Here is a 24,053-nt window from a genome sequence, read left to right on the forward strand (position 1 = left end):
CGGGATTGTCAAATGATTCCTACGCTCTTTTATATTGTGATACAGAGAAAATCTAACTATAATGAAAGATAAAACATAATGGAGGTTCAAGACATGTCTATGCATAAAGCACTCACCATTGCCGGCTCAGATTCCAGCGGCGGTGCTGGAATTCAAGCTGATTTAAAAACATTTCAAGAAAAAAACGTATACGGGATGACCGCTTTAACGGTGATCGTTGCGATGGACCCGAACAACAGCTGGGACCATCAGGTGTTCCCGATCGATACTGATACAATCCGCGCCCAGCTTGCGACGATTACGGACGGCATTGGTGTGGACGCCTTGAAAACAGGAATGCTGCCAACCGTTGACATTATTGAGCTTGCGGCAAAAACGATCAAAGAAAAACAATTAAAAAATGTGGTGATTGACCCAGTCATGGTTTGCAAAGGAGCAAATGAAGTCCTTTATCCGGAGCATGCCAAAGCCCTGCGTGAACAATTAGCGCCGCTCGCCACTGTCATTACGCCGAATCTATTTGAGGCCAGCCAGCTCAGCGGAATGGATGAATTAAAAACAGTTGACGATATGATCGAAGCCGCGAAAAAAATTCATGCACTCGGCGCTCAATATGTTGTCATTACAGGCGGAGGCAAACTCAAACACGAAAAAGCCGTTGATGTTCTCTATGACGGAGAAACCGCGGAAGTTCTAGAAAGTGAAATGATCGATACACCATATACCCATGGCGCAGGCTGTACCTTCTCGGCTGCCGTGACAGCGGAGCTCGCCAAAGGTGCGGAAGTCAAAGAAGCCATTTATGCAGCGAAAGAATTTATTACCGCTGCCATTAAAGAATCATTCCCGCTCAACCAGTATGTAGGACCAACGAAGCATTCCGCGCTGCGTCTGAATAAATAATCATAAACAAAAAAATGCTGCCTTATAGAGAGGCAGCATTTTTTATGACCGAAGACTTTTCACTGCCAAATCCCATCGACAGCCTGTTTATTTGATTTTCATGTTATTCGCAGATTTCCTCAAAAATGCTTCAATCGACTGAACAAAAAGTGAATATTCTTTCATTTGTTCATATGCTCGCGTAAGAACTTCTGCCGTTTCACTGTACGGCGTTGCCTCGTCCAGCATTTTTTTCATCCGCAGCAGCACATCCTTATACTCTTCACGCTTATCTTCAACTTGGTCCGCTGCCTTTTCCAAACATTCTGGTGTTATCTTCTGCTCATGTATATTCAAGAAAACAACTCCTTTTACAGTAAAAAATAGTAGGTTATCGTTGAAGAATAGCACATATGACACGGATTTCACATAAGAAAATAGGAGTATTTTCTGCATAAACGTCCAAATCACGACGATAAATTCAGATTTTTCTGTCGAACTCGCCGTCATTTCCCGGGAAAGAAAAGTATCTCACACCGAAGACCTCTTCCCGTTTATCGATAAAGATTTCCACAAATGCGTTGAAGCTCGTTCACTCCAGTGAAAAAGCAAAAACATAGCCGTATCCGCGCTAATCCCCTCAGAAGCTCAATAAGGCATTTTATCTTTTATGCAAACAAAAAAGACCTAAAATTCGCCAATGAATAAAGGGTACAGCGATCCTTTTTCATGTACGCGAATTTTAGGTCTTGCCTGCTTTACCAGTTACAATCCCGCTTATTCAGATTGAATACGCTCTTATCATAAATTATGATATCGCTTTCGTCAACCATTTTTCAATTATGCTGTTTGATAAAACATATAGACAAAAATTCGCAACATGGTATTGCGAAACACTTCACAATACCATCGCTATAATATGCTTAATCATCTTAGAAAGCGGGAAAAACAAGCATTGCAAAAGGTCGAACAGTACGCTTTGAAAAAACAAAATATATCGTAATGATGGCTACACGCTGAATCCCGATCAATAAAGAAACTTCCAGAGATCACTCCCTGCAAGTATAAACGGTTATTCCGAGAGATCTTGAAGACGCTGGGCACGCAGCGTGATTTAACCGGCCTCGGGTACCAGCAAACATAATTGATATTCATTTTTCAAAACTCCGCCAGCTTCAGCACACATTGATAGGCAAATGAATACTTATTTTGGATGAAATAAAGCATCTCCTCATCGACCATATGATGGAGCGCTTCATTTGATTCCAACCGACTGACCGCGTATCGCAAATGCGTGACAAGGCATTGATAGGAAGGGCTATTTTCATCCTCCTTTCGATTAAAGTATGTATTTATTTTCTCTATCATTTTATTAGTCGTATGCTTCCGCTGAATCCATCAATCTTCAGTCAGGGACACGTCCCCATGTTTGTTTTACGTGACCGATCACCTATAGGCCCCTTTTTAAAAAGCGCTTTACAATTTATTCTGCCAACTCTTTCGATCGACTATAAATGTGATCGCTCGGCGGCGCCGCGAGCTCTCCTTCTGCATCGCTGATGATATTCTCAGCTATTTCTTATGCTCTCCAGCTGCGTCGGATCTATTTGAACTTTTCATTTTCCATTTTATTTATAGGGATGAGATCATTTTTCTTTTTTTGAAAAGCAATTCCCGGCCCCATTATGATTTTTTCCTGACCACTTCTTTTCTTAAGGGCGCCTTCTTCAAGAGGCGATCCCTTTCGCCAATTTGCTTTTGACTGAGGTTTGCTTCCATGTAAAGGTGCGGGCCAGCTCTCTCCTGTTTTGGTGATTCCTTGAAAGCTTGCAAACATCTTCTTTTATAAAGCGCGGCGGCTTTTGCTTTCTGCTTTTCTTCGTCATTCACCGCCATCCGCCATTCATAAAACGAAACAAGTCCCGCGGCCTGCATAGCCGCTTTTCTTTGGTATGTACGCTGAGCCGAATAGACCGCAGCAGCCGAAGTTGTTCTGTCCGGCGTCACCCAGTTCATCAAAAAGACCATCCACACCCGTAACGATACAAGCAAACGTTTCATATAAAAACATCCCTCCGCTTCTTTTTGGCAGGCAGCCTTTTAGCAGCCCATTTTCTCAGCAGCAGCCTGCGGGAAAAGACGGCCGATTTCTTTTCTCGCAAACTAGCGGCTCTAGCAAACTCATGACTCTATGATAGACCTTGGAAAGGAAATTCTTTGTCACAATATGAGTGAAAAAACCAACTAGTTTTCAGAAGTTTTGTTGAAAGCTGAAAAAAATGAAGTGAAAATTGGAGAATCATTTTAAAATGTTATACACAAGTTATCCCAAAGTTAAGAACAGCTTAATCACAAGAGATATCCACATGTCCACAAACTCTATCTATATTTTGTATACGAACATATATTCCTAACTATATATATACACAGATTTATTCACTTATACACAGGGTTCTGTGCATAACTCCTTCTTTATACACAATTAAAATCCATTAAATGGTTCAAATGACACAAGGAATTTATTGAATTTTCAAGAAATATATACTGGATCATTCATATTTTTTCTATCCACAAAGGGGGAAACACATTGAAAAAGGAGATCATTCGCTTTCTGCTTCTAAGTTTTGTTTTATTTTTTGCCTTATCCACAGGTATGACAGGCGTGCAGGCAGCTCCGTATTCTTCAAAAACATCAGCTGACCTAGAAAAAGCCGAGATATTCGGTGATATTGACATGACGACAAGCAAAAAAACAACCGTTATCGTGGAATTAAAAGAAAAATCCTTGGCAGAGGCGAAAGAAGCTGGAGAAAGCCAAACGAAACGAAAGCTGCAAACTGCTCGCACCACAGCAAAAAACAAAGCTCTCAAAGCGGTGAAAAATGGGAAAGTAAATCGGGAATATGAGCAGGTATTCTCAGGTTTTTCTATAAAGCTCCCAGCGAATGAAATTCCAAAACTTCTCGCGGTAAAAAACGTAAAAGCAGTATATCCGAATGTCACGTATCATACAGACAACCTAAAGGGTAAGGATGTGACGATTGCCAAAGATGCCGTATCCCCACAAATGGATGACAGCGCACCTTATATCGGAGCAAACGACGCATGGAATTTAGGCTACACAGGAAAAGGCGTCAAGGTGGCAATTATCGATACTGGTGTGGAATATCATCATCCAGACTTAAAGAAAAACTTCGGACAATATAAAGGATACGATTTTGTAGACAATGATTACGATCCTAGAGAAACTCCAACCGGCGATTCTAGAGGCGGAGCAACTGACCATGGCACACACGTAGCCGGTACTGTGGCCGCAAACGGAACGATTAAAGGCGTTGCGCCTGATGCCACACTTCTTGCTTACCGCGTGCTGGGCCCTGGCGGAAGCGGTACAACGGAAAACGTCATTGCCGGCGTGGAACGCGCTGTGCAGGATGGAGCAGATGTGATGAACCTGTCTCTCGGAAACTCTTTAAACAACCCGGACTGGGCGACGAGTACAGCGCTTGATTGGGCCATGTCAGAAGGCGTTGTCGCCGTTACGTCAAATGGCAACAGCGGTCCGAACAACTGGACAGTCGGATCACCTGGCACATCACGAGAAGCAATTTCTGTCGGTGCGACTCAGCTGCCGCTCAACGAATACTCCGTCAATTTCGGATCCTACTCTTCAGCAAAAATGATGGGCTATAACAAAGAGGACGATGTCAAAGCGCTGAATAACAAAGAAGTTGAGCTTGTTGAAGCAGGAATCGGTGAAGCAAAGGATTTTGAAGGAAAAGATCTGACAGGCAAAGTTGCTGTTGTCAAACGAGGCAGCATTGCCTTTGTGGATAAAGCCGATTATGCGAAAAAAGCAGGCGCCATCGGCATGGTTGTGTATAACAATCTCACTGGAGAAATTGAATCCAATGTGCCTGGCATGTCTGTGCCAACCATTAAGCTTTCATTAGAGGACGGTGAGAAACTCGTCAGCGCCATGAAAGCCGGCGAGACGAAAGCAACATTCGGGCTAAGCATCTCAAAATCTCTCGGTGAACAAGTGGCTGATTTCTCATCCCGCGGCCCTGTGATGGATACGTGGATGATTAAGCCTGATATTTCTGCGCCAGGCGTCAATATCGTCAGCACGATTCCGACACACGATCCTCAAAACCCATATGGCTACGGATCAAAACAAGGAACAAGTATGGCATCGCCTCATATCGCCGGAGCGGTTGCCGTGATCAAACAAGCCAAACCGAAGTGGAGCGTTGAACAGATCAAAGCCGCCATCATGAATACCGCTGTCACCTTAAAGGATGGCGACGGAGAATTGTATCCGCATAACGCCCAAGGCGCAGGCAGTGCAAGAATTATGAATGCGATCAAGGCTGACTCGCTCGTCTCGCCTGGAAGCTATTCATACGGCACATTCTTGAAGGAAAGTGGAAGCGAAACGAAAAAAGAAACATTTACGATTGAGAACCAATCTTCTATTAGAAAATCATACACACTTGAATACTCATTTACCGATAGCGGAATCACCGCATCCGGCACAAGCCGTGTTGTGATACCCGCGCATAAAACCGGAAAAGCCACTGCAAAAGTAAAGGTTAATACGAAGAAAACAAAAGCCGGCACCTATGAAGGAACGATTATCGTCAGAGAAGGCGGAAAAACAGTCGCCAAGGTGCCTACATTGCTTATTGTCAAAGAGCCGGATTACCCGAGAGTCACATCTGTCTCCGTCACCGAAGGGTCTGTACAAGGCACCTATCAAATTGAAACCTACCTTCCTGCGGGAGCAGACGAGCTGGCCTTCCTCGTCTATGACAGCAACCTTGACTTTGCAGGCCAAGCCGGCATCTACAAAAACCAAGATAAAGGCTATCAGTACGCTGACTGGGACGGCACAATCAATGGCGGAACTAAGCTTTCTGCCGGAGAATACTACTTGCTCGCCTATGCCGCGAACAAAGGCAAATCAAGCCAGATTCTGACTGAAGAGCCGTTTACTGTTGAATAAGAAGAAGCCCTGCCGACCGGCAGGGCTTTTCAGGTTATTTCGCAAATGCCTCCTGCAGCAAGCGGTAAGAATGAAGCTTATCTTCAAAATGATGCGTAATGGTCACCGCCATTATTTCCTCTGTTCCATACGCATGACTCAAAGCTAACAGCTGCTCCTTCACCTGTTCTTTCGTGCCGACAATCATGCGATTTCGATTATCTGCAATTCGTCTCTGTTCATACGAGGAATATGTATTTCCCCGAACAGCTTCGAATGAAGGAACTCCTTCTAAAGGAATGCCCTGCTCTCCAGCCAGAAGTGTAAAATCAAGCACAGCCGCAAGCTCTTCTGCCTTCTTCTCCGTGTCAGCACAAAGAACAAAAACAGCGACTGCCGCTCGGGGCGCATCCCCCAATACAGACGGTTTAAATCGTCTATGATACTGTCTGACTGTATCCTCGCCGCCCTCTCCATTGATAAAGTGGGCAAACATATAGCCAGCGCCTGAATCAGCGGCAAGCAACGCGCTTTCTCCCGATGAGCCGAGCAGCCACACATCCGGTGCGGTTGAAATATGCGGTGCAGCCGTGAGATTCGGAAAACGGTGTTTATCATCCGCCAAATCATGCAAATACATGGTCAGCTCCTTGATTTGCTGCGGATACTGATCGGCATTCCGCTTTCCGCCGTCATTCAGCGCCCATGATGCGATCGGCATTCCGCCCGGTGCCCTGCCAAGTCCAAGATCTATTCTTCCCGGAGTCAACCCTTCCAGCACCCGGAAATTCTCAGCGACTTTATAAGCGCTGTAATGCGGCAGCATGACCCCGCCTGATCCAACGCGAATTCGCTTTGTTTTCGCCGCGATATGACTAATCAGTACCTCGGGGCTTGACCCTGCCAACCGCTTTGAAAAGTGATGTTCAGACACCCAAAATCTCTTATATCCAAAGTCCTCAGCAGCTTGCGCCAGCGCAACAGTTTGCTGTAAAGCGGTTTCTGCACTGCTGCCCTCTGTCACTGGGGACTGATCTAATATACTTAATGAAATCATCGCTACCACCTCCTCACCATCGTATCACTGATTCCTTATTTTTTCTCCAAAACCGCTCACTCTGCTTATCAGTGTCTCCCGATTATTTGTCATTTATTTGTGACAGCATGTCTCTATTTGTCGGAATATGTTACACGTGAAACATAAAAAACCTCTCCAAAGCGGAGAGGTTTATTTTAGTTTTTATTAAAGCCTTTTTCTTTCACATAATCATTTAAATACGTACGCGGCTTCTGCTTCATAAAGTTCAGAATTTGATCAGACCATGTTTCTTCTCGTTTTCCGTTTGTTCTTTCTCTGTAATAATCAGAGATTGTTTGATCATACGCATTCATGGTTTCACGGAAATCGTCTATGTTCTTATTATACGTATTCTCATGATAGACAGCCTGCTTTGGCAATCTCGGCTTTTTGCCGGATACGTTCGCAGGGTGGCCTACTGCCAGTCCGAAAAGCGGGAGCACATGGTCAGGTGTTTGCAGCACCTCTGCCACCTTGTCCAGGTCATTCCGAATACCACCGATATAGCAAATACCGAGTCCCATCGATTCAGCGGCAATGCTCATATTTTGCGCTGCCAGCGCCGCGTCAATCGAGCTGACCATAAACATTTCCGTATTCTCAAGCAGTTCAGAAATATCTTCGCCTTTTTCTGCAGCCAGTTGTTGATGACGGTACAAGTCCGCACAAAATACGAAAAAGTGTCCGTTGTTCTCAACGTAAGGCTGCGGTCCTGCAAGCACAGACAGCTCACGTTTCTTCTCAGGATCGGAAACACCGATAATGGAATACGCCTGCACATAGCTGGACGTAGACGCAGCCTGCGCACTTTTTACTAATGTATCAATTTCTTCACCTGTCAAAAGCTGATCAGTAAATGACCGAATTGACCGGTGGTTCAAAATGGTTTCAATTGTGTTATTCATCACAAGAACCTCCTTATCTCTTTTTATCATATCCGAAAAAAACGAAACTCAAAAGCAAAATGCTCTGCAATAAAAAAAGACAGCCTCCAAAAAAGCTGTCTGCATTAAGAATTAAAAAGATAACTTCTGTATTTCGTCAGCTGCACACTCGCGTTATACACAATACCGAAGCCGATTAGCGTAGAGAGTGTCGAGCTTCCCCCGTAGCTGATAAACAGCAACGGAATCCCGGTAACAGGCATGATGCCGATGTTCATTCCGATATTTTGAAATGTATGAATCACAATTAACGCCGTAAATCCAACGCAAAAGAAAGATGCAAAACGGTTATACGGATGTATCTTATCAATCAATACGACAAGTCTGTAAATTAAGAAGAAGAACATGATGACGACAAAAGCACAGCCTAAAAATCCAAAAGATTCACCTATTATAGAGAAAATGAAGTCAGTCGTACTTTCTGGAACATAAACCTTTAAATGAGAAATACCATTTCCTAAAATGCCGCCAGATCCTATAGCCATGACAGCTTGATCAACTTGCCATCCGCTATCATCATTCTGTGTCTCATTTGAATTAGAAACCCAAGAGGTAACCCTCTTAATTTGATATTCCTGTATTCCGACTGATTGAGCAGCGTCGGGAAAGTTTATCATTACTAATAAAACAATTGAAATGAGTAAGATACCTGAACCAGCAATGATTGTAATCAGCTTCCAATTGATCCCCGACATAAAAACCATTACAAGAACGATAAACATACAAATACCCGCTGTCCCCGCATCTTGCATCAAAATAAGAACAACTGGGACAACTGCAACACCCGCGATCTTTAATAAGAGGTATACATCATCTCTTAGCGTCCGAACTCCTTTAGGATTAGCTTTTCCGATGACTGAGGCAATCATCATAATCAAACCGACCTTCATGAACTCTGAAGGCTGTATGGTTAACTTCCCAAATCTAAACCAACTTTTTGCTCCTTTAATGACCGGTGCAATGGACTCAGGGCTGATTTTCAAAATAATCAAAGATAAAATACCAATGATAAAAATATATAAACTTAATTTTTCAAGCTGTTCTAAATCAAAGTACAAAATCACTGTGATGGCAATAGCCCCTAACAGATAAAACACAAGCTGCTGTATCCAGTCTGAGCTCCCATACTGCCCAAATTGACCGGCAGCATAGATTGATACTACACTTATAATAAAAAACACACTAAATATAAAAATCAAATCCCCCTGATAAAAGGGGTTTTGCTGTTTCTTATATCGACTCATTCTATCCCGCCTTACATTTTCATCGGAAAATCACTAATGTTTATTATACATGAACCATCTTCAAGATGACACGTGAAGCTCGTTTCCATTTATGTTTTTTGCGCATTTGTGGCGCTTTTTCAGCTACACGAAATATGACGTATCATAAACTGAAATGTTTCGATTGACACAAAACTTTTCAAATAAAAAACTCCCATAAAGGAGGTTCTGTGTTAGAAAATATGCAAATTCATTAAAACTTCAGCATCTATACATTCTCCTGCCAAATGTCTCTCTAAAAATAAGACGATAGGTCCAGACCTTTTCCGCAAAAGCGTATATCAATTTATGGAAAACATGGTATAATATTTGTTACATAATGTTCAAAAAACAATCACAAAACAGACACAACTCAGTTCCCTTATTTCATTTTTGTAAACGTTATCAAAAAATGAAAGGAGACGGGTATAATGGACATGTTTTTTGCTTATTTACTGGTTGCCAGCGCAACCCCCCTCTTTATTTGGCTTGATAACAAAAAAGTCGCACTCTCAGCCATTCCGCCAATCATTTTAATGTGGGTTTTCTTCTATTTTTACGCAACAGAAAGCCTTTCTCCACTCGGACACACTCTCATGATTGTCTTGTTTGCCGTCAACGTCATTGTCGCTCATATCGCCGCATTTATCATTTACGGACTTCCGTATCTTCGCAGAAAGCGAAGCAGCTGAAAACAGCAAAAAACCCTCTTCTAACGAAGAGGGTTTCAGCGTGTCGACAAACCCTTGCATTCGTTGTCAGTCCTGTGCGTCGGTGCTCACGAATTAGAATATTCGCTGTGCTCCGATGCTCGTCCTTCCTAGACTTCAAGGGTTTTCAATCACGCTGAAAAGATGACAAAGTCCTAAAAAGAAAACGTTTTAGGACTTTGTCAACAATTAAAAACCCTCTTCTAACGAAGAGGGTTTTTGTATTATTCGTTATGACCAGAGTGCTCTGAGTGTTCAGTGCCTCCAGGAGGATTTCCGTCCATATGGTCACCATGATGGTAGTGAGCCGCGAAAATCCAGATTGAGCCAAGTACGATAACGATCGCGCCGAAAAATCCGAACAGCGTGTTTCCGACTTGAATCGTGCCGTTTTCGCTCTCTCTCATGTGCATGAACATGAGAAGCTGCAGCGCCGCCTGAATAAAGGCGAAGCCGAAAATGATCCAAAGTTTAGCTGATGGACTCAATTCAGTATACACTGCAATCCAAAGAGCCAGCAGGGTCAAAACGATAGAAAGTGCAAAACCTACAACGTGCTTCCATGGAAAGTGACTGTGTTCAGCAGATTTGTTTGCCATTTTACAGACCCCCCAATCCCATGAGATAGACACCTGTAAAGATGAAAATCCATACAACATCTAAGAAGTGCCAGTACAAGCTTGAGATAAAGATTTTAGATGAAGTTTGCGGAGTTAAGCCGCGTTTCTTCAACTGAATCAGAATTCCTGCAATCCAGAAAATACCGATTGTTACGTGAGTTCCGTGAGTTCCAAGTAATACAAAGAATCCAGACCAGAACGCACTTGTACCGAGAGATGCTCCTTCATGTACATAGTGGACAAACTCGTTGATCTCGCATCCGACGAAGCCAGCACCGAGAAGAAGAGTGATAATTGTCCAAATGACTACGCCTTTTAAACTTCCGCGGCGCATTTCATGAACAGCGATCCCGCAGGTGAAGCTGCTGATAAGCAGCAAGAACGTCATAATCATTACCAGATTGACTTCAAACAGTTCGTCCGGTAAGACACCTCCTGCTGTTCTGTTTTTAAGAACGAAGAAGGTTGCAAATAGTGTTGAGAACAACACAATTTCTGCCCCTAAAAAGATCCAAAACCCGAGAATATTAAGTCTGCCGGTTTCAGATTGATATTCCATAGGCGCGTTAGAATTGCCGTGTTCTGCATGTTCCATAACTCACGCCTCCTTATTCGGAAATCTTTCTTTCCGTCTCTTTTATTTCATCAACACTAACGTAGTAGCCGTTGTCGTATTCGAATGAACGCAGAACCATGCAGAGCAAGACTCCAATCAATCCGACTACGCCCATCCAGTACCATTCAAAGACAAGTCCAAAGCCGGCGAGACCGAAGGCAACAGACATAAAGAACGGTCTGCCTGAGTTGCTTGGCATATGAATTTTCTTGAATTTGCTTTCAGGGTATAATTCAGTTTTTTCTTCTTTCATATGCAGGAATGCATCTTGAGATTTAACTTCAGGAAGCACCGCAAAGTTGTAATGCGGCGGAATCGCAGAAGAAGTCGCCCAATCAAGCGTACGTCCCACACCCCATGAATCTCCGCTGATTTCACGAGTAGAGTAACGGAAGCTGTAGTAGATGTTATAGCAAAGGATTAAGAATCCTATACCCATCATGAAAGCTCCGACAGTTGAGATAAAGTTCAATGTTGTCCAGCCGTCATTCGGTCCGTATGTGTAAATACGGCGAGGCATGCCTTGAAGCCCCAAGAAATATTGAGGGAAGAAACATACATTGAAACCGATCATAAAGATCCAGAAGAACCATTTTCCGATTCTTTCGTTCAGCTTGTGACCGAACATTTTTGGATACCAGAAAATAAATCCTGCGAAACAAGCAAATACAGTACCCGCAATCAGCACATAGTGGAAGTGAGATACAAGGAAGTACGTATTATGATATTGATAATCCGCTGCTGCCATCGCAAGCATAACCCCTGTAACCCCGCCGATCACGAAGTTCGGAATGAACGCAAGCGCCCACAGCATAGGCGTTGTAAAGCTAATTCGGCCTTTATACATTGTAAAGAGCCAGTTAAAGATTTTAACCCCGGTCGGGATTGAGATTGCCATTGTCGTAATTGAGAAGAATGAGTTAACGGACGCACTGTTCCCCATTGTGAAGAAATGGTGAGTCCAAACTAAGAAACTCAATACGGAGATGGCGATAATAGAACCAACCATCGCTTTGTAACCAAACAATTGTTTTCTTGCAAAGCTTGAGATGATTTCTGAGAAAATACCGAACGCCGGAAGAATAACGATATATACTTCAGGATGTCCCCAAATCCAGAACAAGTTAGCCCAAAGCATTGGCATACCGCCCGCTTCCAATGTGAAAAAGTGAGCGCCGAACAAACGATCAAATGATAAAAGTGCTAATGCTACTGTAAGAACAGGGAACGCAAACACGATAATAACCATTGTGATCAGTGTTGTCCAAGTGAACATTGGCATACGCATTAATGTCATGCCTTTTGTTCTCATTTTTAAGATTGTTACCATAAAGTTGATCCCTGTCATCAAGGTACCGATACCTGCAATCTGAAGTCCGAGGAGGTAATAGTTCTCACCCGGCCCAGGGCTCATGTCGTTACTTGCAAGCGGCATGTAACTTGTCCAGCCTGCATTCGGAGAACCTCCGATAACGAAAGAAATATTGAAAAGCATCGCCCCTACGAAGAACGTCCAGAAGCTTAGGTTGTTCAAGTAAGGGAACGCAACGTCGCGCGCACCGATTTGAAGAGGTACAACAACGTTGATAAGTCCGATTAAGAACGGCATCGCCATGAAGATGATCATGATTGTACCGTGTGTTGTAAAAATTTCATTATAGTGGTTTGAGTCTAAAAAACTGTTATTCGGAAGCGCTAGCTGGGCGCGCATCATCACGCCGTCGACACCACCGCGGAAAAACATAATTACAGCAGATATAATATACATAATTCCGAGTTTTTTATGGTCAACGGTAGTTATCCATTCAGACCAGAGCCATTTCCATTTTTTGAAGTAAGTCAGTACAAAGATGATGGCAATGGTTGAAAGCGCAATGGAAACTTGTGCGCCCAAAATTAATGGGTCACCAGTTACGAAAAATTCGTCCCATCTCATTTTCATGCGGGCTTCCTCCTTTCCTGATCAAATATCATTCTTCTGTATCATCAGACTTCTTAAATTCATTTTTCTTTACGTTTTCAAACGGATCTGTTTTAGAGTGCGGAGAAACAGCTTGATAGCCTAGGCGTTTGCGCGCTTCCATCGCGTACTCAGCATCTTGTCCGTGATCAACGTATTTTAAGTGAGTGGAAGAGAACGTTAATTCGTCCACATTTTCAGGAAGCATCAATTCATCATACTTCTCTTTTGTCAGCTTAGGAGACTCTTTCTGAGTCTTTTTCACCCAGCTGTTAAAGTCTTTTTGCGTGACTGCATTTACATCAAACTCTTGGTCTGCAAAATGTTCACCTGTGAAGTTCGCGTTGCGGCCTTCGTAAGTTCCCACTTTATCGGCCTGTAAGTATTGATCCATCAGCATGCCTGCCATCGCGTATTTTTGTCCTCCAAGCTGAGGAATCCATAGCGAAGCCATAGAATCTGCAGATGCGATTTTAAACAAGATCGGGCGGTCGACAGGAATGTTTAAGTAGTTGACCGTTTCAATATCTTGTTCCGGGTAGCTAAATACCCATTTCCAGTCTACCGAAGTAGCATAAACAACAAGAGGCTCTTTGTCCTTTGTTGCTTCAGGAGCTTTTTCTAATGAATATATCGTCTGTACGGTTGGCACAGAAAGTGCAATGACGATTAAAATTGGGATCACTGTCCAGACTACTTCTAAGAACGTGTTACCATGAATTTTTGGGTTATAAGATCCATTATCTTTGCCTTTACGGTCGCGGTATTTTACTAAGATAATGGTAAATAGAACAAAGACAACCCCGACAATAAACAGCATAAATCCGATAGATAACAGGATTAAATCACTTTGCTGTTCAGCTACAGGTCCTTTTGGATCTAATACTGAAGCATTGCTGCATCCCCCAAGGACGAAAACCACAGTTAACAGCGCTAATACAAGCAACGGTTTTAATGCTCTGAACAAGAAGATCACCATCCTTCCTATTGGTGTAATAAATCTGAAGTGCAACTTCCTCAAAATCTTTTCTTTACTTTGTTATGCTATCAAAAAGTTCACATATTAGCTTTATTTTTTTCTAAACTTCATCCCTTTTTCGCTTAAATGTCATAAAATCGACAAAAAATGCTCCAACTTTATTCACATCTATCGCTTAAGATGAAAAGTTTTTAGATATTTCCGCATATAAGTAAAGAAAGATAGTGAAGAATTATTTCTGACAAGTAAAGGTTTACCATAATAAAAAACCTAGGTCAATCAAAAGTTTCATTTTGTTAAACTTTTTAGATAGAAATGATTTTTCCTTCTCTAGTACCATTTCACACAGTTACCATTTTAACGCAACCATTTTTGAAAAAAAAGGTTTAGTAAAGCGTCGATATGCTCTGAATTGTTTCCATTTTTTATGAAAGCATTCAAATGTTTATCAAATATCAAACAGTGGAATGATATAAACAAATAAATCGAAATAGGATGTGTTATATGATGAGTTTCATTATTTCTCTTATTGTCGCTATTATTATCGGTTGGCTTGGCAGCCTGTTTGTGAAAGGAGATATGCCCGGAGGAATTATTGGGTCTATGATCGCAGGCCTTATTGGTGCCTGGATTGGACATGGGCTTCTTGGAACATGGGGGCCGCATCTAGGAGGATTTGCGATCATTCCTGCGGTAATCGGCGCAGCAATTGTTGTATTTCTAGTAAGTCTATTAACCAGAAGAAAAGGCTAAAAATAACGATGCCCAAAGTGTCAGCGCTTTGGGCATTTGTTTTGCGAGAAAACCAGAAAAGTCTCAGCTTTCATGGCTGAGGCTTTTGACTCGTTTGACGCCTAAATGATTGATAAACCTTTTGAAGGCCTGTTTGCCCTCCGGTGTCTGTTTAAATACACCTGCGTGTTCAAGAATGCGCGTGAATACGTGTCCAAGCTCTTCCTTTACGACAAGATCCGCATTCTCTTTTGTTATTGTTCTTTTTCCCCTCAACTGAAGAGCCCATTCCTTATGCTTTGCTGTGAGCGGGTTTTGTTCTAAAGCTGTTTTCGGATCAGCAGAGCAGAGCGCCGCTGCCGTTTCTTTCATTTCTTCCTGTAAACGGCCCGGCAATATCGCCAATCCCATGACTTCAATCAGGCCGATATTTTCCTTTTTAATATGGTGGACTTCCTGATGAGGATGAAATATTCCTAATGGATGCTCCTCATCCGTCCGGTTGTTTCTCAGCACGATATCGAGCTCGTACAAGTCCCCCCTGCGCCGCGCAATCGGTGTGACCGTATTATGGGGCGTATCGCCTGTAGATGAGGCGATGCCTGCTTTTTCATCGGAATACGTTTTCCATGTGCGGAATATATGATCAGCAGCTTCGGCGATACGATCTGGATTGTTTCCTTGGAGTCTGAGCACGGACATCGGCCACTTCACTAAGCCCAGCGACACGCCGGGATAATCATTTAATTCATAAACGTCTTCTGCTTGTGCACGCGCCATCGGAAAATCGTGCGCCCCGCCTTGGAAATGGTCATGGCTTAGGATACTGCCGCCGACAATCGGCAAATCCGCATTCGAACCGATAAAGTAATGGGGATATTGCCTGAGAAATGACAGCAGCCTTTCAAATGTTTTTCTGCTGATCTCCATCGGTTCATGCTCACCCTTTAAGACGATGCAATGCTCCTGATAATAAACATATGGCGAGAACTGCAAGTACCATTGTTCGCCTTTAAGGATGACCGGAATGATTCTGTGGTTTTGCCGAGCTGGGTGATCCACGCTTCCCTCATACCCGACATTTTCTTTACACAGCAAACACAGTGGATAATTTACCTGCTTCTGCTCTTTTGCAGCGGCAATCGCTTTAGGGTCCTTTTCAGGTTTTGACAGATTAATAGTCATTTCCAGCTCACCATATTCGGTTGACACCGTCCAATGAACGTTTTTGGCGATCCTGTCAGACCGGATATAATAGATATCCTCTGAATATTGATAAAATTCCTTTGTCGCCTGTTTTGGTCCGTATAATGCTTTTGTCTCTTCAAATTTGCGGATGACCTCAGATGGCGCAGGCACAAAACATCCCATCAGCTTTGCGCTGAGCAGGTCGCGGTATGTATCTGTATCCGCTTCCATTCTCCCGGTTTCCACAGCCCATTTGTAAATAGGAGCAAGCAAATCCGGCAGGCGTTGCGCCTGTTTGATCGATGTGCGAGAGACCGGCGCGGGAGGTTTAATGTCCAATGCTTCATAAAGACGGTTTCTCGTATATGCCTGATCCCATATCGAAATCAGTTTTCGTTCCAGCCCATATTCCAACAGCTGTTCCAGATGTTCAACGATGCTCATATGTCATTCCCCCTTCAGTTCTCTCGCTCCCTCTCCGATATCAGCGACATAAAAATCCGCTTTGAGTCCTGTTTTTTCTTGATATCTATCTCCAACCTGCTGGATAAAATCATCCACAAACGCATCCTTTACAATGCTGATGGTGCAGCCGCCGAAACCCGCTCCCGTCATTCTTGATCCAATTGCGCCTTCATGTCCCCATGCCGCAAACACAAGCTCATCAAGCTCTGGGCAGGTCACTTCATAATCCTCCTTTAATGAAAGGTGGGATTCCTTCATTAACCGCCCAATTTCGTCTATATTGTTTTCTCTGAACATACGGGCTGTCTTGATGGCACGTTGATTTTCATATACGGCGTGCTTTGCACGGCGCCTGTTCGTTTCATTTTGAATCAGGCTGGAATGGGCGGCGAAATCAGCGGGCTTGATGTCGCCCAATGAGGCAATATCAAGTGCTTTTTGCAGATCAAGCAAGGCGTCGCTGCATTCTTTGCGTCTCTTATTATAGCTCGAGTCTGCCAATGTCCTTTTTTTGTTGGTGTTTGCGATGACCATCGTGAGATCAGAGACATCGAGTTTGCTATATTCATAGTCGAGTGTGTCGCAATTCAGAAGTATCGCATGATGTTTTTTCCCCATTCCGATTGCGAATTGGTCCATAATCCCGCAATTGACACCGATGAATGAATTTTCCGCATGCTGCGCCATTTTGACAAGCTCCAGCGCACCCACTTCAGGATGAAAAAGGCTTTGGAGCACGACTCCCATCAGCAGCTCAATAGAAGCGGAAGATGAGAGTCCCGCCCCATTTGGAATATTACCCCAAAATACAATGTCAAAGCCGCGGGGGATGGAATAGCCTCTTTGCTGAAATTCATAAATGACGCCTTTCGGATAATTCGCCCAGTCGTCTTCTTTTTGATAGCGGATGTCGTCAAGGCTGCATTCCTTGATACTTGCGGCCTTAAAGTTGTCTGAATACATCCTGACCATCCTGTCGTTTCTCTCTGCAACAGCAGCATATGTACCTATTGTAAGCGCGCATGGAAACACATGCCCGCCGTTATAGTCTGTATGTTCGCCAATCAGATTCACTCTTCCAGGTGCGAAAAAAAACCGCAACCCCTCTTTTTCTCCGAATACACTGGAAAATATCGCCTCTAGCCCTGCCTGCATGCACAATCACCTTTCATGGTTTTTATTTATTATTTCCCCCTATTTCTTCAGGGAAAACGGTCTTTTATACTGATGACCCTCTCATACCCCTTCTTCTTTTGTCTTTTTAAAGACAATCCATTTACTTGCCACATAGTTCACGACAACAATGACCGCGTTGTCGAGTATTTTTGCCAAGGTTTCATTTGTGTTGAACAGGCTGACAAGAATGATCATCATGCCTAAATCTATACCGAGAGACAGGACGCGAACACTGAAAAAAGCAGTGATTTCTTTCAACAGGCTCTGCAGGTCATGTGTTTTTTGCTGAAACACATATAATTTATTTGTAATGTATGCAAACAGCACGGACAAGATCCAAGCGACAACAGTAGCGGCTTTGTAATCCATATCTATGACCTCTGCAAAAATATAAAAGCTGGCGATATTCACAATGGTAGTGAAAACCCCCATAATGATATACATAATCATTTCTCTATACTTCACTGATGTTCCTCGCTTCCTGAAAAACTTTTCAACATTTTCGGGCTCGTGTGCTCTCTTTCAGGCGTAATGAAGACAGAAAGTGCGTCTGAAAAACTGCGAAAGGCGGCGGGCTTGCCCAATACGTATGATCGCTTGATGATTCCGTCGAGCACTGCACATATTATTTTAGCCGTATATCCCGGTTCAATACAGGAGTCAATCAGCTTTCTCTCCTTCAGCCACTTCATATATAACGCATTTTCTTCCACCCACAATTCGTACAGCCGGACATAGGCCTTGCACGTCTAAAGGACTTTATATGTCGGCATATTCATAGCAAAAGACGTAATGTCCCAAAACGGCTTATTGATGTAATAGGAATAAAGCAGCTCTGCGGCATGTATTGCAGCGTCGTCCAATGCGAGCGGGTTCACTGACATCTGTTCCTTTTGATCAAGATATCCTATAATGATCTCCTTATTCATCTGGCGTTTTTCGAGAAGAAGCTGCAAAAAGTCCTCCTTGCTGACAAAATGAACATAAAATGCTCCTTTTCTGTACCCAGCCGCTCTGCTGATATCCTCTACAGAAACCGGATCATACGCTCGGTTAATCAACAAACTCAGGCCAGCATCTAAAAAACTTTCAAATGTTGCTTCCCTTTACATTTGAAAGTTTTTTTCATATTTTCTCCAGACAGTATGATTATCCTTATCTTACACCGGAACAATCTTTAGCGGTATTTATTTCTTTAAACGGCTATGCTAATCGGTTTCGCCGAGGTCATTTTTAATAGGCTAATTGATTTATTTTCATTTACATACTATCCAGTCAGTATTTAATTGTTTATTATTATAAATAAGATTCATTGGTTATATTAGTCAATTTTTTAGGGAATAGGTAGGTGGTTTTTCCTTCAGTTTGTGAATACCGAGCAACTATGTGTGAAATTTGTTGTACTCGCCTCATCATCGCGCCGGCTTATCAATATGCCCGCATGTTGCAGGAGAACATTTTATACAATTGGAGGTTACTATGAAAACTCATATTAAAAAAGAATTGGACAAAGATTGGCATATGTTAATGCAAGAAGCTAGATCCATTGGGTTAGGCATTCATGATGTGAGACAGTTTTTGGAATCTGAGACAGCATCAATAAAAAATCATCCTAAAAAAACCGTCCGCCAAGACTAATCCGAACAGGCGGATCTATTACCTCTGGCTTTTCTATCATCTGATCTGAGTTTTCACCATATCCTCTATTCGAAAGCGAATGCTGCGCCGCCGGGCTTAGAGAACGGTGTGTCAGCTCCTCTACGACAGACAGCCGGTGATGTATAACCGGGCTCTGGCAAACAGCAGCTTCGCTGAGAACAAGCTGCATTCGGTGAGGTTTTGATAGCAGCTACGTTTATATGCGGCCGAGTTGGAAAACCTTCGTCTGTCTTCATACACTCCCATTCCTAGCTTACGACTTCCTTTATCATTCTCCAGATACTCATTATCAACGCATAAATCAGACTTTCAGTACATACCTATTGGTGTACCTTTTTACTTACTTTTAGCGAATGTAAGGGAGGATAGCCATGAACAAAACTGATTACAAACAGATTGCTGCAACACCGTCTTTTCAAGCTTTTTTAAAGCAGAAACGCGCTTTTATTGTTCCTTCTGCGATTTTCTTTTTTGTTTTTTATTTTTCACTTCCTGTTTTGACGTCTTATTTTACCTTTTTGAATGCTCCGGCCATCGGAGCTGTTTCATGGGCTTGGCTGTTTGCCATCACCCAATTCGCGATGACCTGGATCCTGAGTACGGTATATTCCCGAAGAGCAGCTCATTTCGATCGTTATGTAAGCGCTTTAAAATCAAGTCTAAAGGGTGAGCAAACATGAATATGACGGCTTTTCTTTTATTTTTAGCAATTGTCGCTCTGACGCTTATTATCACATATTTTGCCGCGAAACAGACGAAAACGACGAGTGAGTTTTATACAGCAGGCGGCGGGCTCACCGGTGTTCAGAATGGACTGGCAATTGCCGGCGACTACATGTCCGCTGCCTCTTTTCTCGGGATTGCCGGAATGATTGCGTTATATGGGTTTGATGGGTTCTTTTACAGCATTGGTTTTTTGGTGGCTTACCTCGTTGTCTTATATATCGTGGCGGAACCGCTGCGGAATCTTGGGAAGTACACCATGGCGGACATGATCGCTGCTCGTTTTAAAGAAAAGAAAATCCGCGGTGTCGCAGCTCTCAATACCATTGCCATCTCCACTTTTTATATGATCGCCCAGCTTGTGGGAGCGGGTGCGCTGATCAAGCTGCTGCTTGGATTGGATTATACCGTGGCCGTCCTCATTGTCGGAGTGCTAATGACCATTTATGTCGTGTTCGGCGGCATGATTGCGACAAGCTGGGTTCAAATAATTAAAGCTATTTTACTGATGGCCGGCACACTCGTCATTTCGATCATCGTGTTTTCAAAATTTGGCTTTAGCCTTAATACCATGTTTGAGCAGATGAAAACGGCAACTCCGCTTGGCGCTGATTTCTTAAACCCCGGAAATAAATACAAGGTGCCGCTTGAGACCCTGTCATTAAACTTAGCACTCGTGCTGGGAACCGCCGGCCTTCCGCATATTTTGATCCGGTTTTATACCGTTAAGGATGCCAAGACCGCCCGGACATCTGTTGTATCAGCGACATGGATTATCGGTGTATTTTACATTATGACGGTGTTTCTCGGCTTCGGCGCCGCTGCTTTTGTCGGTTATGAAGCGATTACGGCGGCAGATCAAGCGGGAAATATGGCGGCGCCTCTTTTGGCAAAAGCGCTCGGGGGAGATTTTCTGTTCGCATTCGTGTCAGCCATCGCTTTTGCCACCATTTTAGCGGTCGTGACAGGATTGGTGCTGTCGGCGGCCTCAGCATTTGCTCATGATATTTACAGCCAGATCATCAGAAAGGGAGAAGCAACTGAAAAAGAACAGATGAAAGCGGCCAGATGGGCTTCTGTCACCGTGTCAGTGCTCTCGATTCTCCTCGCGATTTTTGCACAATCATTAAATGTGGCATTCCTTGTCGCACTTGCATTTGCGGTAGCGGCAAGCGCTAATCTCCCGCTGATTGTGTTTACGGTCTTCTGGAAGAGATTCAATGCCTCAGGCGCTTTGTGTGGCAGCCTGACAGGCCTGATCAGCGCGCTTGTGCTTGTGTCGATGAGTCCTAGTGTGTGGGATCCGTCCGGAGGTGCCATTTTTACCGGAGACCCGCTTATCCCGCTTTCTAATCCGGGCATTATTTCTATCCCGCTAGGCTTCCTCGGCGCGTGGCTCGGAACAGTACTGTCGCCACATAAAATGGTTGATGAAGAGACGTTTGCGGAAATACAGGTGAAGGCGCATACGGGTATTCATATGGAGCAGGAGTAAATTGAGAGCAGGATGTGGGCGGCGGCGTTGAGACAGACCGTCTAAGCCAATCTCAACGGCCGCCCCCGCCAACGCTCCTCATTTGAGGAAGTCGCGTCTTTGAATTTGTTGTTCATGCTGTTCCAAAATTCCTTTTATAGCACATTTGCAATCTCTGACATTTATCTTCCCGCTTTAAATGTTTGTATGTTTTCGCGAAACGTGCGTGCGGCGCCTTCTGGATCCTCCGCCTGGCTGATGGCGCTGATCATACTGACACCGTCAGCCCCAGCTTGGATAACAGGAGCGGCATTGTCGATTGTGATGCCGCCGATGCCGACAATCGGTATTCCAATACCTTGGCGGCGAACTGCTTCGATAAGAGATACCCCCTGTACGGCTCTCGTATCCTTTTTCGTTTCTGTCGGATAGATTGGCCCGAGTCCAACATAATCGGCCCCATCCTCTTCAGCTTTCTTTACCTCAGACATTGTATGGGCGGAAACACCAAGAATCATATCACCTATCGCATTTCTTACTTCTGTTGCGTTTGCATCTTCCTGCCCGATATGGATACCGTCAGCCTTCAGTTTCAGTGCAAGCTCTACATCATCATTGACAATAAACGGAACACCGGCTTCACGGCAGGCTTCCTGCACATTTTTAGCGAATTCAATCCGCGCCTCTCCTGTCAGCGCGTCACTGCCCTTTTCACGAAATTGGTACAAAGTGGCGCCGCCTTTTAATGCTTTTTGTATGACGGTAACCGGAGCGGCTTTTGTATTGTTTGATCCCATAATGAAGTAAACAGACAATAACTCTTTCATCATTTCCCGAGAAATACGTGTCATGAGACAGTCACCCTTTCTATTCTCGCCAGTTCTTGGACATCTTGTTCAGTAACAGATGAAAGCTTGTTCAGCAATTCACTCTGAAAGCTTCCCGGCCCTTTATTAGCTGTCTCCTGCGCGGCAAGCTGAGCTGCAACTCCATAAGAAGAAATAGCAGCGAGAACCGCAGACAATGAATTTTCTTCCACAGCGCAAAATGCACCGACAACAGACGTCAGCAGGCAGCCGGCACCCGTCACTTTCGTCAGCAGTTTGTGGCCATTACGAAGGGTATATACACTCGACGTATCGGCTACCACATCTGCTTCGCCGGTAATCGCAATGACTGTATTTAGTTTTTGTGCCGCCTGCTGGGCCAGCCGGATGCTGTCCCCTCCGCCTTCCCCCGCGTCAACACCTTTAATCAGCCAATCGGTCACGCCGACGGTATGGGCAATTTCAGCAGCATTTCCTCTGATCGCAGAGAGACGCACCTCACGAATGATGTCACGCGCCGATTCGGTACGGAACGGTGTGGCTCCAGCGCCGACAGGATCGAGTATGACGGGGACGCCATAATCATTGGCTGATTTTCCCGCAATGACCATGGCTTCGACTGATTCCTTGCTCAGCGTTCCAATATTTAAAACGAGTGCACCCGCCATCTTTGCCATATCGGCAACCTCTTCTTTTGCGTATGCCATGACAGGTGATGCGCCGAGGGCGAGCAGGCCGTTCGCTGTAAAATTCGTTACAACATTATTGGTTATGCTGTGTACCAGAGGGCAGTGCTGACGGACAGCAGTAAGACATTTTGCTGCTGATTGTGCATCCATTTTTCATCATCCTTCACTCTCTTTTTTCGAGTCCCATAAATACGATTTCGTATGGTCGAGCCAAGCTCTGGCCGCAAAGGGCAAGTAGCGGTCCTTTCTCCATATAATGGCCAGGTGCCAAGGAATAACTGGATCAATAAGCGGAATGATCTTCACTTTTTCCGGGTCAAGCCCGCGGCAGATTCGTTCCGGTAAAAGCCCGATTCCAAGGTTGGCTGACACCATCTCACTGATAAAATCCCATTGCGAGGTTTCATAAATGATATGAGGCCGGAACCCAGCCTTGATACATTCCGTCATAATTCGATTGTGCAGGACAAAATCCTCCCTGAAGAAAATAAAGGGCTCGTCCTTCAGCTCCCAGAGCCGGCACTCTTTTTCGTCAGCCAGCCGGTGGGAAGGGTGAACGACAAGCATTAAGGTTTCTTTTACGATTGTAAACGAATGAAAGATATCTTCGTTTGCGGGAAGAACAACAACACCGATATCAAGAGAGCCGTCCCCGACACCTTCTTGAACTTTTATAGAACCGTCTTCGACCAGCTGAAAAGTGATATTCGGATAATTTTCGCGGAAATTGCCGAGCACTCGCGGGAAAAATCCCGACCCGATCATCGGCGGCAGTCCAATCCGAACGTGTCCTTTCTTGACCTCCATAATATCATTTAGTTCTGATGTCAGGTTTTGAAATGATTTAATAATTTCCTGCGCCTGTACATACATACTTTGGCCGGCGTCAGTCAGTTCCACCTGTCTGCCGTTTCGGTAGAACAGTTCGATCCCAAGCTCTTCTTCTAAATTTTTGATCATTTTTGATATCGTCGGCTGAGATACGTAAAGGGATTGGGAAGCCTTCGTAAAGCTTTTTAAACGGGCGACTTCCAAAAAATATGTTAAATGGCGGATATCCATGTACTTCACCCTTTCTATAG

The 24,053-nt window shown here is 44.0% G+C and carries 22 protein-coding genes and 3 pseudogenes; 7 read left to right on the top strand and 18 right to left on the bottom strand.

Translation table 11 applies throughout. The features are described from left to right. The first annotated feature begins 93 nt into the window (after window positions 1-93). Window positions 94-903 (top strand): bifunctional hydroxymethylpyrimidine kinase/phosphomethylpyrimidine kinase, encoded by an 810-nt coding sequence (locus AAGG74_RS13100; protein ID WP_162103771.1) that lies wholly within the window; start codon window positions 94-96, stop codon window positions 901-903. A gap of 87 nt (window positions 904-990) precedes the next feature. Here AAGG74_RS13100 and AAGG74_RS13105 read toward each other — a convergent pair whose 3' ends face one another. From AAGG74_RS13105 to AAGG74_RS13115, 3 genes and pseudogenes are all read right to left on the bottom strand, one after another. Beyond that, window positions 991-1,239 (bottom strand): hypothetical protein, encoded by a 249-nt coding sequence (locus tag AAGG74_RS13105; protein ID WP_429675758.1) that lies wholly within the window; start codon window positions 1,237-1,239, stop codon window positions 991-993. Between the two features lie 757 nt (window positions 1,240-1,996). Then, window positions 1,997-2,602: pseudogene (locus AAGG74_RS13110) on the bottom strand (PRD domain-containing protein); the annotation flags it as partial. Window positions 2,603-2,658: 56 nt separating this feature from the next. Further along, window positions 2,659-2,943 (bottom strand): annotated as a pseudogene (locus AAGG74_RS13115) (hypothetical protein); the annotation flags it as partial. 526 nt (window positions 2,944-3,469) lie between these two features. Here AAGG74_RS13115 and AAGG74_RS13120 point away from each other — a divergent pair. Further along, window positions 3,470-5,890: a S8 family serine peptidase gene (locus tag AAGG74_RS13120; protein ID WP_429675759.1), complete on the top strand. Its 2,421-nt coding sequence runs from the start codon at window positions 3,470-3,472 to the stop codon at window positions 5,888-5,890. Between the two features lie 34 nt (window positions 5,891-5,924). Here the strand turns inward: AAGG74_RS13120 and AAGG74_RS13125 are convergent, their stop codons facing one another. From AAGG74_RS13125 to AAGG74_RS13135, 3 genes are all read right to left on the bottom strand, one after another. Continuing rightward, window positions 5,925-6,926, bottom strand: coding sequence for an LLM class flavin-dependent oxidoreductase (locus AAGG74_RS13125; protein WP_162103768.1), 1,002 nt, complete (start codon window positions 6,924-6,926; stop codon window positions 5,925-5,927). A 176-nt stretch (window positions 6,927-7,102) separates the two neighbouring features. Further along, window positions 7,103-7,852 carry an oxygen-insensitive NADPH nitroreductase gene (gene nfsA / locus AAGG74_RS13130; protein WP_429675760.1) on the bottom strand — a complete coding sequence of 250 codons (750 nt, stop codon included), beginning with the start codon at window positions 7,850-7,852 and terminating at the stop codon, window positions 7,103-7,105. A 104-nt stretch (window positions 7,853-7,956) separates the two neighbouring features. Next, window positions 7,957-9,135, bottom strand: coding sequence for an FtsW/RodA/SpoVE family cell cycle protein (locus AAGG74_RS13135; protein ID WP_429675761.1), 1,179 nt, complete (start codon window positions 9,133-9,135; stop codon window positions 7,957-7,959). Between the two features lie 446 nt (window positions 9,136-9,581). Here AAGG74_RS13135 and ywcE point away from each other — a divergent pair, with 446 nt between their 5' ends. Further along, window positions 9,582-9,845, top strand: a complete 264-nt coding sequence (gene ywcE / locus AAGG74_RS13140; protein ID WP_162103987.1) for a spore morphogenesis/germination protein YwcE — start codon at window positions 9,582-9,584, stop codon at window positions 9,843-9,845. Between the two features lie 242 nt (window positions 9,846-10,087). Here the strand turns inward: ywcE and qoxD are convergent, their stop codons facing one another. From qoxD to qoxA, 4 genes are read right to left on the bottom strand one after another with little or no spacing between them, the layout of a single operon-like run. Beyond that, window positions 10,088-10,462, bottom strand: a complete 375-nt coding sequence (qoxD, locus tag AAGG74_RS13145; protein ID WP_162103765.1) for a cytochrome aa3 quinol oxidase subunit IV — start codon at window positions 10,460-10,462, stop codon at window positions 10,088-10,090. A gap of 1 nt (window position 10,463) precedes the next feature. Continuing rightward, on the bottom strand, window positions 10,464-11,078 hold the full coding sequence (gene qoxC / locus AAGG74_RS13150) for a cytochrome aa3 quinol oxidase subunit III (protein WP_162103764.1): 615 nt from the start codon (window positions 11,076-11,078) through the stop codon (window positions 10,464-10,466). A 13-nt stretch (window positions 11,079-11,091) separates the two neighbouring features. Further along, the gene (gene qoxB / locus AAGG74_RS13155) at window positions 11,092-13,041 is read right to left on the bottom strand and encodes a cytochrome aa3 quinol oxidase subunit I (protein ID WP_162103763.1); all 1,950 of its coding nucleotides are present in this window, start codon (window positions 13,039-13,041) and stop codon (window positions 11,092-11,094) included. A 28-nt stretch (window positions 13,042-13,069) separates the two neighbouring features. Then, window positions 13,070-14,035, bottom strand: coding sequence for a cytochrome aa3 quinol oxidase subunit II (qoxA, locus tag AAGG74_RS13160; RefSeq protein WP_162103986.1), 966 nt, complete (start codon window positions 14,033-14,035; stop codon window positions 13,070-13,072). Between the two features lie 510 nt (window positions 14,036-14,545). On the opposite strand from qoxA, the gene AAGG74_RS13165 reads away from it, so the two are divergent. After that, a complete protein-coding gene (locus tag AAGG74_RS13165; protein ID WP_162103762.1) occupies window positions 14,546-14,791 on the top strand; it encodes a GlsB/YeaQ/YmgE family stress response membrane protein in 246 nt (81 codons plus the stop codon). A 63-nt stretch (window positions 14,792-14,854) separates the two neighbouring features. Here the strand turns inward: AAGG74_RS13165 and galT are convergent, their stop codons facing one another. From galT to AAGG74_RS13185, 4 genes and pseudogenes are all read right to left on the bottom strand, one after another. Then, entirely contained in the window at window positions 14,855-16,402 is a 1,548-nt protein-coding gene (gene galT / locus AAGG74_RS13170; RefSeq protein WP_429675762.1) for a UDP-glucose--hexose-1-phosphate uridylyltransferase, read from the bottom strand. A 3-nt stretch (window positions 16,403-16,405) separates the two neighbouring features. Continuing rightward, on the bottom strand, window positions 16,406-17,578 hold the full coding sequence (locus tag AAGG74_RS13175) for a galactokinase (RefSeq protein ID WP_429675763.1): 1,173 nt from the start codon (window positions 17,576-17,578) through the stop codon (window positions 16,406-16,408). A gap of 81 nt (window positions 17,579-17,659) precedes the next feature. Then, window positions 17,660-18,043, bottom strand: a complete 384-nt coding sequence (locus tag AAGG74_RS13180) for a GtrA family protein (protein ID WP_162103985.1) — start codon at window positions 18,041-18,043, stop codon at window positions 17,660-17,662. A gap of 17 nt (window positions 18,044-18,060) precedes the next feature. After that, window positions 18,061-18,705, bottom strand: a pseudogene (locus tag AAGG74_RS13185) (helix-turn-helix domain-containing protein); the annotation flags it as partial. A gap of 373 nt (window positions 18,706-19,078) precedes the next feature. On the opposite strand from AAGG74_RS13185, the gene slrA reads away from it, so the two are divergent. Further along, window positions 19,079-19,237 carry a transcriptional regulator SlrA gene (gene slrA / locus AAGG74_RS13190; RefSeq protein WP_429675764.1) on the top strand — a complete coding sequence of 53 codons (159 nt, stop codon included), beginning with the start codon at window positions 19,079-19,081 and terminating at the stop codon, window positions 19,235-19,237. A gap of 65 nt (window positions 19,238-19,302) precedes the next feature. Here the strand turns inward: slrA and AAGG74_RS13195 are convergent, their stop codons facing one another. Beyond that, window positions 19,303-19,494 (bottom strand): hypothetical protein, encoded by a 192-nt coding sequence (locus AAGG74_RS13195; RefSeq protein WP_162103758.1) that lies wholly within the window; start codon window positions 19,492-19,494, stop codon window positions 19,303-19,305. Between the two features lie 135 nt (window positions 19,495-19,629). On the opposite strand from AAGG74_RS13195, the gene AAGG74_RS13200 reads away from it, so the two are divergent. Both AAGG74_RS13200 and AAGG74_RS13205 read left to right on the top strand, forming a co-directional pair. Continuing rightward, entirely contained in the window at window positions 19,630-19,938 is a 309-nt protein-coding gene (locus AAGG74_RS13200) for a DUF485 domain-containing protein (RefSeq protein ID WP_429675765.1), read from the top strand. Further along, window positions 19,935-21,476 carry a solute symporter family protein gene (locus AAGG74_RS13205; protein WP_429675766.1) on the top strand — a complete coding sequence of 514 codons (1,542 nt, stop codon included), beginning with the start codon at window positions 19,935-19,937 and terminating at the stop codon, window positions 21,474-21,476. The genes AAGG74_RS13200 and AAGG74_RS13205 overlap by 4 nt, the downstream gene beginning before the upstream one ends. Window positions 21,477-21,637: 161 nt before the next feature. On the opposite strand, the gene thiE is transcribed toward AAGG74_RS13205, so the two are convergent. Genes thiE through cidR form a run of 3 tightly spaced genes read right to left on the bottom strand, consistent with a single transcriptional unit; the run spans window position 21,638 to window position 24,033 of the window. Next, on the bottom strand, window positions 21,638-22,306 hold the full coding sequence (thiE, locus tag AAGG74_RS13210; protein WP_429675767.1) for a thiamine phosphate synthase: 669 nt from the start codon (window positions 22,304-22,306) through the stop codon (window positions 21,638-21,640). Next, the gene (gene thiM / locus AAGG74_RS13215; protein ID WP_429675768.1) at window positions 22,303-23,121 is read right to left on the bottom strand and encodes a hydroxyethylthiazole kinase; all 819 of its coding nucleotides are present in this window, start codon (window positions 23,119-23,121) and stop codon (window positions 22,303-22,305) included. The genes thiE and thiM overlap by 4 nt, the downstream gene beginning before the upstream one ends. 6 nt (window positions 23,122-23,127) lie before the next feature. Further along, the gene (cidR, locus tag AAGG74_RS13220; protein WP_162103753.1) at window positions 23,128-24,033 is read right to left on the bottom strand and encodes a cidABC operon transcriptional activator CidR; all 906 of its coding nucleotides are present in this window, start codon (window positions 24,031-24,033) and stop codon (window positions 23,128-23,130) included. Window positions 24,034-24,053 lie beyond the last annotated feature (20 nt).

It is taken from the genome of Bacillus mexicanus (assembly GCF_050445615.1).
GTDB classification, from domain to species: Bacteria; Bacillota; Bacilli; order Bacillales; family Bacillaceae; genus Bacillus; species Bacillus mexicanus.

Coding starts and splice junctions, on each gene's coding strand:
- AAGG74_RS13100 (WP_162103771.1), top strand. CDS start 94: ATGTCTATGCATAAAGCACTCACCATTGCCGGCTCAGATTCCAGCGGC.
- AAGG74_RS13125 (WP_162103768.1), bottom strand. CDS start 6,926: ATGATTTCATTAAGTATATTAGATCAGTCCCCAGTGACAGAGGGCAGC.
- nfsA (WP_429675760.1), bottom strand. CDS start 7,852: ATGAATAACACAATTGAAACCATTTTGAACCACCGGTCAATTCGGTCA.
- AAGG74_RS13135 (WP_429675761.1), bottom strand. CDS start 9,135: ATGAGTCGATATAAGAAACAGCAAAACCCCTTTTATCAGGGGGATTTG.
- qoxD (WP_162103765.1), bottom strand. CDS start 10,462: ATGGCAAACAAATCTGCTGAACACAGTCACTTTCCATGGAAGCACGTT.
- qoxC (WP_162103764.1), bottom strand. CDS start 11,078: ATGGAACATGCAGAACACGGCAATTCTAACGCGCCTATGGAATATCAA.
- qoxB (WP_162103763.1), bottom strand. CDS start 13,041: ATGAAAATGAGATGGGACGAATTTTTCGTAACTGGTGACCCATTAATT.
- AAGG74_RS13165 (WP_162103762.1), top strand. CDS start 14,546: ATGAGTTTCATTATTTCTCTTATTGTCGCTATTATTATCGGTTGGCTT.
- galT (WP_429675762.1), bottom strand. CDS start 16,402: ATGAGCATCGTTGAACATCTGGAACAGCTGTTGGAATATGGGCTGGAA.
- AAGG74_RS13175 (WP_429675763.1), bottom strand. CDS start 17,578: ATGCAGGCAGGGCTAGAGGCGATATTTTCCAGTGTATTCGGAGAAAAA.
- AAGG74_RS13180 (WP_162103985.1), bottom strand. CDS start 18,043: ATGTATATCATTATGGGGGTTTTCACTACCATTGTGAATATCGCCAGC.
- slrA (WP_429675764.1), top strand. CDS start 19,079: ATGAAAACTCATATTAAAAAAGAATTGGACAAAGATTGGCATATGTTA.
- AAGG74_RS13195 (WP_162103758.1), bottom strand. CDS start 19,494: ATGAAGACAGACGAAGGTTTTCCAACTCGGCCGCATATAAACGTAGCT.
- AAGG74_RS13200 (WP_429675765.1), top strand. CDS start 19,630: ATGAACAAAACTGATTACAAACAGATTGCTGCAACACCGTCTTTTCAA.
- AAGG74_RS13205 (WP_429675766.1), top strand. CDS start 19,935: ATGAATATGACGGCTTTTCTTTTATTTTTAGCAATTGTCGCTCTGACG.
- thiE (WP_429675767.1), bottom strand. CDS start 22,306: ATGACACGTATTTCTCGGGAAATGATGAAAGAGTTATTGTCTGTTTAC.
- thiM (WP_429675768.1), bottom strand. CDS start 23,121: ATGGATGCACAATCAGCAGCAAAATGTCTTACTGCTGTCCGTCAGCAC.
- cidR (WP_162103753.1), bottom strand. CDS start 24,033: ATGGATATCCGCCATTTAACATATTTTTTGGAAGTCGCCCGTTTAAAA.